12 protein-coding genes are annotated in these 12,667 nt (G+C 57.4%); 1 reads left to right on the forward strand and 11 read right to left on the reverse strand.

Going from position 1 to position 12,667, the window contains the following annotated elements; genetic code table 11:
- Positions 1-124: 124 nt before the first annotated feature.
- From P346_RS19700 to sad, 8 genes are all read right to left on the reverse strand, one after another.
- Positions 125-1,576, reverse strand: a complete 1,452-nt coding sequence (locus tag P346_RS19700) for a tagaturonate reductase (protein ID WP_032657059.1) — start codon at positions 1,574-1,576, stop codon at positions 125-127.
- A gap of 118 nt (positions 1,577-1,694) precedes the next feature.
- Positions 1,695-2,222, reverse strand: a complete 528-nt coding sequence (locus P346_RS19695) for a GNAT family N-acetyltransferase (RefSeq protein ID WP_032657060.1) — start codon at positions 2,220-2,222, stop codon at positions 1,695-1,697.
- A gap of 82 nt (positions 2,223-2,304) precedes the next feature.
- The gene (locus tag P346_RS19690) at positions 2,305-3,270 is read right to left on the reverse strand and encodes a sensor domain-containing diguanylate cyclase (RefSeq protein ID WP_032657061.1); all 966 of its coding nucleotides are present in this window, start codon (positions 3,268-3,270) and stop codon (positions 2,305-2,307) included.
- Positions 3,271-3,389: 119 nt separating this feature from the next.
- Positions 3,390-4,829 carry a sensor domain-containing diguanylate cyclase gene (locus P346_RS19685; protein WP_032657063.1) on the reverse strand — a complete coding sequence of 480 codons (1,440 nt, stop codon included), beginning with the start codon at positions 4,827-4,829 and terminating at the stop codon, positions 3,390-3,392.
- A 113-nt stretch (positions 4,830-4,942) separates the two neighbouring features.
- Positions 4,943-5,299, reverse strand: a complete 357-nt coding sequence (locus P346_RS19680) for a DUF4186 domain-containing protein (protein WP_032657065.1) — start codon at positions 5,297-5,299, stop codon at positions 4,943-4,945.
- Positions 5,299-6,225 carry a glutaminase B gene (gene glsB, locus P346_RS19675; RefSeq protein WP_032657066.1) on the reverse strand — a complete coding sequence of 309 codons (927 nt, stop codon included), beginning with the start codon at positions 6,223-6,225 and terminating at the stop codon, positions 5,299-5,301. Before glsB ends, P346_RS19680 begins: the two co-directional genes overlap by 1 nt.
- Before the next feature lie 62 nt (positions 6,226-6,287).
- Positions 6,288-7,877, reverse strand: coding sequence for a methyl-accepting chemotaxis protein (locus tag P346_RS19670; RefSeq protein ID WP_032657068.1), 1,590 nt, complete (start codon positions 7,875-7,877; stop codon positions 6,288-6,290).
- A 122-nt stretch (positions 7,878-7,999) separates the two neighbouring features.
- On the reverse strand, positions 8,000-9,388 hold the full coding sequence (gene sad / locus P346_RS19665; RefSeq protein ID WP_032657070.1) for a succinate-semialdehyde dehydrogenase: 1,389 nt from the start codon (positions 9,386-9,388) through the stop codon (positions 8,000-8,002).
- A gap of 98 nt (positions 9,389-9,486) precedes the next feature.
- On the opposite strand from sad, the gene ptrR reads away from it, so the two are divergent.
- Positions 9,487-10,365, forward strand: coding sequence for a putrescine utilization regulator PtrR (gene ptrR, locus P346_RS19660; protein WP_029741251.1), 879 nt, complete (start codon positions 9,487-9,489; stop codon positions 10,363-10,365).
- Here ptrR and P346_RS19655 read toward each other — a convergent pair.
- From P346_RS19655 to P346_RS19645, 3 genes are all read right to left on the reverse strand, one after another.
- Positions 10,319-10,801, reverse strand: coding sequence for a GNAT family N-acetyltransferase (locus P346_RS19655; RefSeq protein ID WP_032657072.1), 483 nt, complete (start codon positions 10,799-10,801; stop codon positions 10,319-10,321). The genes ptrR and P346_RS19655 overlap by 47 nt on opposite strands.
- A gap of 82 nt (positions 10,802-10,883) precedes the next feature.
- Positions 10,884-11,675: a PhzF family phenazine biosynthesis protein gene (locus P346_RS19650; RefSeq protein WP_032657074.1), complete on the reverse strand. Its 792-nt coding sequence runs from the start codon at positions 11,673-11,675 to the stop codon at positions 10,884-10,886.
- Positions 11,676-11,702: 27 nt separating this feature from the next.
- On the reverse strand, positions 11,703-12,491 hold the full coding sequence (locus P346_RS19645) for a PhzF family phenazine biosynthesis protein (RefSeq protein ID WP_032657076.1): 789 nt from the start codon (positions 12,489-12,491) through the stop codon (positions 11,703-11,705).
- Positions 12,492-12,667 lie beyond the last annotated feature (176 nt).

Genomic DNA, 12,667 nt, shown 5'->3' on the forward strand with positions numbered 1-12,667 from the left:
GAATTTTATGACCTGCTTAACGATAACCGCACGGTGCTGCATGCAGTTTTAAAAAAAAAGAGCAAATAGTATGTTGTAACTAAATTAAGGTGTAATTAAACCCGGCCGAAGCCGGGTGACGTCATTAGCAAAGGGGGTTAACCGCTGCGCGCATTCCCTTCAGGAGAATCGCGTCAAGATCCAGGGTCACCTGGTCGACAAGTCCGGAGACCTGCGTGAGATCCAGTTCCCAATGCTCGCTCACGCTCAGCACGGATTGCACCAGCTCACGCGTGCTCAACTGCTGGTCGCGATGCTGCGCCCAGAGCTGCTGATAACGTTCCAGCCAGAATGCGTCATCCTGCACCGGATAGTTCTCCCCGTTACGCTCCCCGCGATAAAACGCGATCAATGCAGCCAGAGCGAACGTCAGACGTGCAGGCAATTGTCCGCCTGCCTTCTGCCCTGCCAGAAGCTGCGGCAGGATGCGGGTGCGGTATTTGGTCATGCCGTTGAGCGCAATGGAAAGCAGCTGGTGTCGGATGTAGGGGTTACGAAAACGCCCTGTTACCGCACTGGCGAATGATTCCAGCTCGTCACGCGGCAGATCGAGTACAGGAATAATCTCCTGATAAATCGCTTTCTCGACGAATGCGCAGATCTCTTCATCATTCATCGCCTCGCCTACCGTATCCAGCCCGGCCTGGAATGCCACCGGCACAAGAGCCGTGTGCGCGCCGTTCAGGATGGCGACTTTGCGCTCTTTGTAGGGCCTGATGTCGTCGACAATCAGCACATTTAACGGGTACTTATCCAGACGGAGTTCCTGAGCAAGAGATGCCGGCCCCTGGATAACGAACAGATAGAAATGTTCAGCCGTATCCAGGAACCCATCGTGATAACCCAGCTCTGCTTCCAGCGTGGCCGCTTCATCGCGCGGGTACCCGGTCACGATACGGTCGACCAGCGTCGAGCAGAAGCTGTTTGCCTCGTTAAGCCACTGGATAAAGGCCGCAGGCAGCGCCCACTCCCGGGCATAGCTCAGGACAAGTTCACGCAGCGCATCGCCGTTGTAGTCAATCAGCTCGCACGGAATGATGATCCAGCCTTTATCCGCTGCACCGTTGAAGTGGCTATAACGCTCAAACAGCAGTCGAGTTAGCTTCGCCGGGTAGCTCACCGCAGGGGCATCGTCGAATCGGTCACCCGCGTGGTAGCTGATACCCGCTTCGGTGGTGTTCGAGAAAACAAAGCGCATATCCGGATTGTGCGCCAGTTTCAGAAACGCGTCATAGTCGTCGTAGACGCTAATTTCACGGTTAACCGAGCGAATAAGACGGCTCTCACTCACCGCTTCACCCTGCCCGTTCAGGCCGCGAATGATAGTGGTATAGAGGCCATCCTGAGCGTTCAGCGACGGCGGGAAGTCGCTCTGAATAGGACGGACGATAACCACTCCGGCGTTAAGATCGGTGTGTTCATTTAGCAGGTCAATTTGCCAGTCGACAAACGCACGCAGGAAGTTGCCTTCACCAAACTGAATAATGCGTTCCGGGTATTGAGCACCGGGAAAATCACGACGGTTGAGCGTGTTCACAAGGGGGTTCCTTTTATGATTAGTCATACAGCCTGATAAGATTGGTACGATAACTTATCAAAACTTAACGACCAGGAACCCTGTTTTGATCAATCCACGGCGTAGTTGTACAAAATAATCATAAGAACTTATAGAACACGGACGTGGCCGTCATCGCGCCGCCCGGCATCAGGGCATAGCGCGGGATCTCCCCTACTTTTTGCCAGCCGGCGCGCTGGTAGAACGTCTCGGCGCCGCTGCCGGTGGAGGTATCGAGCACCAGAACCGAAATATTTCTGGCCCGCGCCTCCGCTTCAAGCGCTTCCATCAATGCCATCGCGGCACCTTTCCGGCGCGCTTTCTCGTGAACCAGCAGCTTCGCCACATCGGCGCGATGCGGCTGGTTTTCCGGCTGGTCGACGATCAGCTGCACCGTTCCGATGACGCCGTCCTGCGGGTCGACACAGGCCAGCACGAGGCGCTCGTTGCGCCCTACGCTTTCAGCGATGCCGCGCCAGAAAGAGCGGCCCTTCTCCAGGCTAAAGGGAAGCATAAAGCTGACGGACGCCCCGCCGTTCACACAGTTTTCGAGGATCCCGGCCAGCGCATCAAGATGGGTGAGAATTTCGTCTCGGGTGAGGTTTTTGATTTGCAGTGAGGTATTCATTGTTTTTCCTTACGTTGAATACCGTCACTGTGCATTTAACATCTTCTTAACGCAAACGGATCGGACATACGCTTTTGTTATGCTACCGGGCGCGCTGGCGCTGCTGTTTCATGGCATACATCTTTTCATCGGCCTCTTTTAACCACTGCTGCAGGTCGTTGCCGTTATGATCGAATTCACTGAGCCCCCACGAGAAATGGAGCGACCAGGGGTGAAGCTTCCGGGCGTTATAATTTTCTACCTGCTCGGCAAGATACTGCATGGCAATCCAGGCGCCCTGCTCATCCGTATCCGCGAACAGCACGGCGAACTCGTCCCCGCCAAAACGAACCAGCAGATCCGCCTCACGGAAAGAGGCGCGCATCAGCTGCGCCATCGCTTTCAGCGCCTTATCCCCCTCTTCATGCCCGAAGCGATCGTTAATTTCCTTAAAGCGATCCAAATCCAGCCAGCCTAGCGTCAGCGGCTCGGCCCGGCGCCGGGCAACGGAAAGTGTGAAGCGCACGAGCTGATTAAAGCCCCGACGGTTGAATAGCCCGGTTAATTCATCGGTGGTCGCCGCGCTGATGGCTGCAAATTCATCTTCCGCCAGCGCGCCAAGATCTCCCAGAACGGCGAGGTCGGCGGCAGAAAACTCCCGGGGAGCGTAATCAATCAGGCACAGCGAGCCAACGCTTGCGCCGTCGCGCAGGCGCAGCGGGAAGCCCGCGTAAAACCGCACGCGAGGCTCACCGGCCACCAGCGGGTTATCCGCAAAACGATCGTCCTGAAGCATATCCCCCACCACCAGCGGCGCTTCGGTGAGGATCGTATGGCCACAAAATGAGATATTACGCGGAACGCTGCCGGGTGCCTGGCCGTCGGCCGACTTCACAATTAGCGAATGCTCATCAATGAGATTGACCATCGCCAGCGGCACCTGGAAGAAGCGTTTTGCCAGACGCGTTAAGCGGTCAAACGCCGGGGAGCTGTCGATCTCAAGCAGGCCCGATTCTCGTAGCGAGTTGAGTCTGTCTGTTTCATTTTCAGGGGTTGCAGGTGCTTTCATAATGTCTCCTGACGTAAAGCGTTACTAAAAGCGTAGCTTAAACAGAGACATTGTCAGTGTTCTGACATCCTGTTAAGCCGCTTACTATTCACGTCAATGCCTTATGACGATTAACGCAGCTATGTTTCACTCCCGGAGGGCGCGGCAATTTGCTCGTCCGCCACCCGGGCGCTGGTGCGGTTTCGACCCGCTTTTTTGGAACGATAGAGATGATCGTCCGCTTCGGCCATGAGCTTGTTGAAGACCTCGGTCAGCTGCCAGGCCTCGGCCTTTCCGCTGCCGAGGCCAATGCTGACCGTCAGATAGAGAGTCTGGTGACGCCATGTAAAAGGATGGCAGGCAACGGTGGATCGGATACGTTCAGCCAGTTCAAAACCGTGCTGCGCGTCGCCGGAATTGACCACCACGGCGAACTCTTCCCCGCCCATGCGCGCCACCATGCCGTCTTCGCCGACAACCTGCTGAACCTGTCGGGCAAACGACGCCAGCACGCGGTCTCCGCACTCGTGGCCGTAGTTATCATTAATGCTCTTGAAATAATCAATATCCAGCAGCATGACGGTCAGAAAACGCGTGTGCCGGTACGTCTCTTCATGCTTTAACGCCTCATAAAGCCCGGAACGCGAGTAGACGTGCGTTAAAAAGTCATAATCCGCCCTCAGTGAAACCTGGCGGATCAGGGAATTAATCGCCGCCATGCTGACGGATACCATCACCGGACAGATCGCCATCGTGGCGATCCCCAGCCGGGCTGAAAACATCATTGGCGTCGTAAACGGCGTCGCCACGGCAATATTAATAATCGAGTTGGCGACCAGAATAATTTCAGTGGCGCCCGTGATAAACGTCAGCAGACAGGTCGCAGGCAGCGAGTAACGAACCGCACACCAGATAAGCGCGGGCAGAGGAAACGAGAGGCTCCCCGCTCCGCCAATCACCACCGACGCGATCACCGAGACGATCAGCGCCATCACCGGCAGCAGCTGCTCCAGACGTAGCCTGAGCTCGCGCCCGGGCATGCGTAACGTGAGCATACAGGGCACAACAAGCACGCCGGTTGAGAACTGCTCGCTAAACCAGTCGGCAAACAGCGGCCAGAAGGTATGACTATCAATCCCGACCGACCCTACCGCGCCGAGCAAGGCGCAAAGCAGCGCGGCAATCAGACAGTAGTTAAACAGGCGTAGCGCGTTAAGCGGATCGGGGGTTTTCTTCATCAGCCGCTTGTCGCGCTGAACCAGCACCGCGACGACGACGATAAAGATCATGTTAGACAGGTTAATCACCACTGAGGCCATACCCCAGTTGGTCGTTACCGCGTCGTACAACAGCATCGCGACATAACATACCGCATAGTAATGCAGGCGATTCAGGTAAACATAGCGGGCGAAGATCCCTGCCATGACGCCATTCAGCGGCCAGAACAGCGACAGGGCCTCAACGAGCCGTAATTCCGCGCCTACAAAATAGAATAAGGTTGTAAGGATGAAGATCGTCGCTGCATTTCGCAGCGGCGTGTCAACCTGGAACGGCCTGAAAGCGGTAAGAGCAGAACGCATTAAATATCATTCCATATGAAAGCTTATGGCAATTATTGCGGTCGTCAGCATGATCGGGACTAACTTGGGATGCATCTATAACACAAATACCACGGGAGCATAACTCGTCAAATTTAGGCGTTCATCTGCAGCACCAGCCAGTGGTGGATGACGCTGACGATATAATTTTGTTGCGGCGCGGTGAGCGTTACACCCTGTGGAATGTTATGCCATTTTGCCAGACAGCCCCGACAACAGGTGGCGGTGGCATGCTGGGCGATAAATACCGGGTGACCGCGCATGGGCGTCTGTTTACCGTCGTTTGCAGGATGCGCGGGCGCAAGGCGCTTTTCGACAAAATCCGCGGCGTGCCGGTCAATGGTTTCGGGGCCTTTGTCCCAGCAGTACTGTCGTTCCTTATCGCCTAAGCGAAAGCGCGAGCGAAATGCCGATCGCGCCAGGCGGGAAAAGAGAGGATCCAGATCGGGCATCAGTATACGGAACGTCCCAGGCGCTGGGTCAGTTTCTCCAGAACCGCCACCCCGGCAAGCGAATTTCCCGTTTCATCCAGCTCCGGGCTCCAGACGGCTATCGCCATTTCATGCGGCACAATCGCCACGACTCCGCCGCCGACGCCCGATTTAGCCGGAAGCCCAACGCGCCAGGCAAACTCACCGGCGTTTTGATACATCCCGCTGGTGGCCATCAGCGCGTTAACCTGACGAGCCTGAAGCGGAGAAACCACCTCCTGATCGAGATGCGGCGCGTGCCCCTGGTGCGCAAGGAACAGGAACGTCTGGGCCAGCTCAACGCAGCTCATTTTCAGGGCGCAGTAATGGAAGTAGTTTTGCAGCACGGTCGCCACGTCGTTGTGGAAATTACCGAAGGATTTCATCAGCCACGCGATAGCCGCGTTACGGGCGGAGTGTTCGAACTCCGAGCGTGCCACCACCGCATCATAGGCAATATCGTCAACGCCCGAGAGCTGGCGAACAATCTCAAGCATTCTCTGGCGCGGTGCGCTGAGGCGGCTTTGCAGCATATCGCAGACAACCAGCGCCCCGGCATTGATAAAGGGATTTCGCGGTTTACCCTGTTCAATCTCAAGCTGAAGCAGCGAGTTAAAAGGCTGGCCGGATGGATCTTTACCGACACGCTGCCAGATCTCGTCTTCTTCATACTGGCGCATCGCCGCAACCAGACTCAGCACTTTCGAAATGGACTGAATGGAAAAACGCTCAGCCGCATCGCCTGCCTGGTATCGCTGTCCGTCGATGGTACAGATAGCAATCCCCAGCTTATTCCCGCTCACCGAGGCAAGGGCCGGAATATAGTCGGCAACCTTCCCCTTTCCAATTAAAGGACGAACCTGCGCCAGAATCTCGTCCAACATCTCATTATGGATGACCGCAGCCACACTTTGCTCCTTGCCCTCAGGCTAAAACGGGCTGCGAGTATAACAGAGGCTTATGTATTGCGTCAGGCGCTAAGACGAAAACGCGAAACGGCCTGCAATAAAAGATCGGATTGCTTTTGCAGCCGCTCAGAGGCATCCGAGGCGTCTGAGACCAGCAGGTCCGTCTGGCGGGAGACCTGATTCAGCGCCTGAAGCTGGCGCGTCATCTGGTGAATACTGTCTCCCTGACTGAGCGTGGCGGTGGAGATCTCATTAAGCAAACTGCTTAAATTGCCCACCAGACCGGTGACCTGCTGCAGATTTTCCTCCATCAGGTTAACGGCGCGGGAACCTTCTTCAATGCCCTGCAGCGAGCGGTTAATAAGCTCCTGAATGGTCTGCGTCGAGTGGCTGCTTTTTCTGGCCAAAAGCCCGACTTCCCTTGCGACGACGGCAAAGCCGCGCCCCTGGTTTCCGGCATGGGCCGCCTCGATGGCGGCATTCAGCGCCAGGATGTTGGTCTGAAACGCCACGCTGTCGATCATCGCCACGATCCCGCGCATCTCAGAAGATCGGTCGACGATCGCCTGCATGGACGCATTCACGGTAGACATCATCCGGTCACCGCCCACGGCGGCCTGCCGCGCTTCATCGGCCCGAGAGCTGGCGAGCCTGGCATAGCCGGTATTCCCTTCCACATGGCTTTCCAGCGCCGCGATATGCGCCGTCACATCCTCAAGCTCTTTCGCCTGGCGCGCTGACTGCTGATACAGCTTCTGATTACCCTCCGCCAGGGAGCCAATATTCTCCACCATGGTGGCAGTGGCATGGCTGACCTGCGTCACCAGCTGCTGCAGACCGTGCTGCATCGTCGCAATACTGTCGCTAAGCTGCCCTATCTCCCGGTTGAAGCGCATGACGTCCGGCGGCGTGCCGGAGAGATCCCCTGCCGCCAGCCGGTTAATATGCGCAATCAACCGACGCAGCGGCGTAATCACCCATCTGGACATGCCGAACCAGACGGCAACCGCGATGGCGAGCAGCAGCACCGGTGCAAACAGGAACAACGTTTGCAGGCCTGAGAGCTGTGCCATTAGGCTCTGGCGCCCCTGCATGGCCTGCTTCTCGCTTGCCTGCTGATAGCGCGCATAGTTGTCGTTAAAATCAGACTGAAACGCCTGAGCCGGTACGGCAAAAAAAGCGTCGATGGTGTTGGTCTTGAGAAGCCCTTCAGCCTGCTCGTTGATCGCGCCGTAGAAAAGCTGATAGCTGTTAACCAGAGCATCGTCTTTCGGCGGATTCAGCGCCAGCCAGGCCTTCCACGCCTGCTGAGAAACCGCCAGCGCCTTTTGCGCATCGTCCATCAGGCTGTGCCAGCTTCCGTCGGAGCCGGTCTCTTTATCCTGCATAAACCAGACGCCGGACCGGTTAAGCAGATCGCTTGCCGCCAGCAGGGAAACGCGGGCCAGATCCAGCTTGCTCTGCTGCTGCCAGGCCAGCAGGTTTTGCTGCTCGTTGCGCTGGGCGTCGTTCAGGGAGGCGTTAAGCAGGAAGGACGAGGAGAGCTGCAGCGCGGAGAAAAGGCCAATAATGCAAAAGATACCCGTCAGCAGGCCAAAGTGACGAGGGGTGAGACGCTGCGCAATACGGCGAAAAATTTGCGTTAGGTTCATAATTATCTTCATTAACAATGCGTTAGACGCGTGCGAGTCTACGAAATGAAAATGACAGAACCATTGCAGATAAATGACAACGGCCCTCGTGATGAGGGCCGAAATCACAGGCGGGCGATAAATTACACGCGATCCTTCCACACCGTTTGCACGTTGCAGAACTCGTGCAGCCCAAAGTGGGAAAGCTCGCGGCCAAAGCCGCTTTTCTTCACGCCGCCGAAGGCCACGCGCGCATCGCTGGCGCTAAAGCCGTTGATAAACACGCCGCCGCACTCCAGTTCGCGGGAGAACTTATCCGCAAGCGTCGCGTCAGCGGTAAAGACGGTGGCGGACAGGCCAAAGTCGCTGTCGTTGGCAAGCGTCAGGGCGTGCTCCGCGTCTTTTGCTACCGTAACGGCCGCGACCGGACCAAACAGTTCCTGGCGGAACGCCGTCATCGACGGGGTGACGTTGGTCAGCACGGTTGGCGCGTAGTAATTGCCCTCTCCGCTGATTTTCTCTCCGCCCAGCAGCAGCGTTGCCCCTTCGGCTAGGGTGGCCTGCACCTGCTGATGCAGCTCATCGCGCAGGTCATAACGCGCCATCGGGCCGATGAAGTTCTCTTCCCGATCCGGTGCGCCCAGCTTCAGCGCAGAAACGGCCTCGACAAAACGTTGGGTAAAGGTCTCTGCAATACCCTCCTCGACGATAAAACGTTTGGCCGCCGCGCACACCTGCCCGGTATTCTGATAGCGACCCGCCACCGCCGCCTTCACGGCAAGATCCAGGTCGGCATCGTTAAGTACGATAAACGGGTCGGAGCCACCCAGCTCAAGAACGCATTTTTTCAGCGCGGCTCCTGCCTGCGCGCCAATGGCCGCACCGGCACGCACGCTGCCGGTGACGGTCACGGCCGCAATACGGCGATCGTTAATCGCCTGGCTTACGCCGTCATTGGTGGCGTTCACCCAGCCGAATACGCCTTCAGGGAAACCGGCATCCGCAAAGATCTGCCCAATAAGATCCGCTGAGCCGAGCACGTTTGGCGCATGCTTAAGCAGATAGCTGTTACCTGCCAGCAGAATGGGTACCGCGCCGCGCAGCACCTGCCAGAGAGGGAAGTTCCATGGCATCACCGCGAGAATCGGCCCCAGCGGACGGTATTCAATGACCGCGCTGTGGTTTTCCACCAGCGTAGGCTCCGCACGCAGCATCGCCGGGCCATGCTCGGCATACCAGTCGCACAGACCGGCGGATTTTGCCACTTCCGCCCGCGCCTGCAGGATGGGTTTTCCCATTTCACGGGAGATGGTCTGCGCCATCTCTTCCGCGCGGTTTCGCAGCGCAGCGCCGAGATCCCGCAGCTTCTGCGCCCGATGGGACACGCTTTCGCGTCGCCACTGGCGATACCCCGCTTCAGACTGAGAAATCGCGCGTTCAACCTCTTCCGGCGTCGCCCAGGGATACGCAGCGAGGGTTTCCCCCGTTGCCGGGTTAACGGACAGGGCATGTGTAGCAGATGAATATTTCATGATGTTCTCCACGCATTTCGGTTGATTCATTGTGGCTCACTCTGCTATTTCTTAAAAATGAATAATACTAACCACCTTATTCACGAAACGAGAATGCCATGGACTTAACCCAGCTTGAAATGTTTAACGCCGTCGCGCTGACGGGCAGCATCACCCAGGCGGCGCAGAAGGTGCATCGCGTGCCGTCCAACCTGACGACCCGCATCCGCCAGCTGGAAGCCGATCTTGGCGTTGAGCTGTTTATACGTGAGAACCAGCGTTTGCGCCTATCCCCCGCCGGGCATAACTTCCTGCGCTACAGCAGGCAGATCCTCGCCCTGGTGGATGAAGCGCGCATGGTCGTCGCGGGTGATGAGCCGCAGGGGTTATTTGCCCTCGGCGCGCTGGAAAGCACCGCTGCGGTGCGCATTCCTGAAACGCTGGCGCAGTTTAACCAGCGCTATCCACGCATCCAGTTTGCCCTTTCTACCGGGCCTTCCGGGACAATGATTGATGGGGTACAGGAGGGAACGCTAAGCGCCGCCTTTGTCGACGGGCCGCTGTCGCACCCGGAGCTGGAGGGCATGCCGGTCTACAGGGAAGAGATGATGCTGGTCACGCCTGCCGGGCATGCGGAGGTGACGCGCGCCACGCAGGTCAGCGGCAGCGACGTTTATGCCTTTCGCGCGAACTGCTCGTACCGTCGACATCTGGAAAGCTGGTTTCATGCGGACAGAGCCACGCCCGGCCGTATCCATGAGATGGAGTCCTATCACGGCATGCTCGCCTGCGTCATTGCGGGCGCGGGCATCGCGCTGATGCCGCGCTCGATGCTGGAGAGTATGCCGGGACATCATCAGGTTGAAGCCTGGCCGCTGGCGGAAAACTGGCGCTGGCTCACTACCTGGCTGGTGTGGCGACGCGGGGCGATGACCCGCCAGCTGGAAGCCTTTATAGCGCTGCTAAACGAACGTCTTCAACCAGCGCCTTCTCCATAAACAGGCTGAGCGGATCGTCAGCGTACGGAGCAAATGCCGGACGCAAATCGTACCCGCACTGCTCGTACAGACGAACCGCGGCGCGCTGTTTGATGCCCGTCTCCAGCCTTACGGTATGACAATGGCGGCTCAGTGCTTCATCTTCCAGGGCGGCCAGCAGCGTCTCGCCGAGATGCTGCCCGCGATGGGCCGGATCGATATAAACCCGCTTCATCTCCCCCGTTCCGTCGCCGTTGAGCACGATGGCTCCGCAGCCCACGGCGCGCAGCTGCTGGTCTCGAATGACCATCAGGATCAGCGAGGCTTCCGGCAGCGCGGACAGGTCGAGAAGATGATTGCTTTCGGCGGGATAGAGTTCGCTCTGGTAGCGGTCAAGCGCCGCGATCAGGTTGAGAATGTCCGGATGACGTGCAGATTCAGAGGTAATGGAATACATGGCAGGCTCCTTGCTGTTTTTATATCAACATAGCTCAGGCCTGCCGGGGTGGTTCATAGTATTAACTTATCTCACCGCGCTGTTAGCGCAAAAAGATACGCCCTTTCAGATACAGCGTAGCCTGGCCGCCAATCAGCACGCGGTCGCCCTTCAGCTCGCAGCGCAGATCCCCGCCACGGTACGACACCTGGCGGGCATTGAGTGATGTTTTGCCCAGCTTTTCGCTCCAGTACGGGATCAGCATGCTGTGGGCAGATCCGGTAACCGGATCTTCCGGCACCCCCTCGCCCGGACAGAAGAAGCGGCTGACGAAGTCATATTCTTCTCCCGGCGCCGTCACGCAGATCATTTTATCCAGCGGAAGCATGGCCCCGATATCCGGCGTTAACGCTTCCACCTGCTGCTGGCTCTCCAGCACCACCATGTAATCCCGTCCGACGCGCACCTCTTTTGCCGCCGTGATGCCCAGCGCGCTAAACAGCACCTCGGGAGGATTCTCCACAACCTCCGTCGACCATGCGGGGAAGTTCAGCGTCAGCCAGTCGCCGCTGCGTTTAACCGTCAGCTCACCCACGAAGCGGGTGGTGAAGGTGATTTCGGTATGCGGGTAATCAAGGTATTCGAAAATGACGTGCGATGCGGCCAGCGTGGCGTGACCGCAGAGGTTAATTTCATCCAGCGTGGTGAACCAGCGCAGCTCAAACCCGCCGTCGGTGCGCACGAAAAAGGCGGTCTCAGACTGGTTATGCTGCTGCGCCATTTTGAGCAGCGTCTCGTCCGGCAGCCACTCTTCCAGAGGACATACCGCTGCGGCATTGCCGCCAAAGGTTTTATCGCTGAAGGCATCCACCAGATAAAAATCAATTTCCTGCATTGTCTCTTCCTCTCTTGTTATGGGTTTTTAGCGCAGAAAAACTGTGCCTTTCAGATAAAGCGTTGCCTGCCCGCTCATCAGCACGCGTGAACCTTTCAGCTCGCAGCGTACATCGCCGCCGCGCGCTGAAACCTGACGGGCAAACATCGTGGTTTTGCCCAGCTTTTCGCTCCAGTAAGGGATCAACATGGTGTGCGCGGAGCCGGTGACCGGGTCTTCCGGGACGGAAACGCCCGGGGAGAAAAAGCGGCTGACAAAATCATATTCCCCCTCACCGCGCGCCGTAACGCTCACCTTATGCTCGCCTGGCGTCATCGCCGAGAAGCGTGGCGCAAGCGCTTCAACCTGCTGGCGATTCTCCAGAACGATCAGCCAGGCGCGCCCTTTACGGGCTTCAACGTAGCGGCTGATACCCAGTGCCGAAAGCATCTCCGGAGGTGGCGTCTCCTGATGGGTTGGACATGCCGGGAAGTCCAGCGTCATCCACTCCCCCTCCCGGCTGACGGTCAGGCGGCCAGAGGCGGTATCAAAGTGGATCCGCGAATCCGGGTAATCCAGCTCGGTAAAGAGCACGTGCGCGGCCGCCAGCGTAGCGTGGCCGCAGAGATTGACTTCGGTGAGCGTGGTAAACCAGCGTAGCTCAATGCCCCCTTTACTGCAGACGAAAAAAGCCGTTTCCGACTGATTATGCTGCTGCGCCATTTGCAGTAAGGTCTCATCGGGTAACCACGCTTTCAGCGGGCAAACGGCTGCCGGATTGCCGCCAAATGAGGTATCGCTGAACGCATCTACCAGATAAAAATCAATCTCCTGCATTGTCTTACCGCCTGTTTTTATTGTGTTGTTCTTTTATATTCAATGAAAACGGCGTTCCCGGCTACCGCTTTCATAAGGTAAATATTGAGATCTGCGTCACATAATGGTTGAGTTTTCTCCGTTCAACGTTTTAAGATCGTCTCCTCTTCTTTTCAGCAACGAATCTCCGACATCCC

The organism is Enterobacter sp. DC1 (assembly GCF_000568075.1).
Taxonomy (GTDB): Bacteria; Pseudomonadota; Gammaproteobacteria; order Enterobacterales; family Enterobacteriaceae; genus Enterobacter; species Enterobacter asburiae.

Excerpts from the sequence above, each read along its gene's own strand:
- P346_RS19695 (WP_032657060.1), bottom strand. The coding sequence starts at position 2,222 with ATGAATACCTCACTGCAAATCAAAAACCTCACCCGAGACGAAATTCTC.
- P346_RS19690 (WP_032657061.1), bottom strand. The coding sequence starts at position 3,270 with ATGAAAGCACCTGCAACCCCTGAAAATGAAACAGACAGACTCAACTCG.
- P346_RS19685 (WP_032657063.1), bottom strand. The coding sequence starts at position 4,829 with ATGCGTTCTGCTCTTACCGCTTTCAGGCCGTTCCAGGTTGACACGCCG.
- P346_RS19680 (WP_032657065.1), bottom strand. The coding sequence starts at position 5,299 with ATGCCCGATCTGGATCCTCTCTTTTCCCGCCTGGCGCGATCGGCATTT.
- P346_RS19670 (WP_032657068.1), bottom strand. The coding sequence starts at position 7,877 with ATGAACCTAACGCAAATTTTTCGCCGTATTGCGCAGCGTCTCACCCCT.
- sad (WP_032657070.1), bottom strand. The coding sequence starts at position 9,388 with ATGAAATATTCATCTGCTACACATGCCCTGTCCGTTAACCCGGCAACG.
- ptrR (WP_029741251.1), top strand. The coding sequence starts at position 9,487 with ATGGACTTAACCCAGCTTGAAATGTTTAACGCCGTCGCGCTGACGGGC.
- P346_RS19655 (WP_032657072.1), bottom strand. The coding sequence starts at position 10,801 with ATGTATTCCATTACCTCTGAATCTGCACGTCATCCGGACATTCTCAAC.
- P346_RS19650 (WP_032657074.1), bottom strand. The coding sequence starts at position 11,675 with ATGCAGGAAATTGATTTTTATCTGGTGGATGCCTTCAGCGATAAAACC.
- P346_RS19645 (WP_032657076.1), bottom strand. The coding sequence starts at position 12,491 with ATGCAGGAGATTGATTTTTATCTGGTAGATGCGTTCAGCGATACCTCA.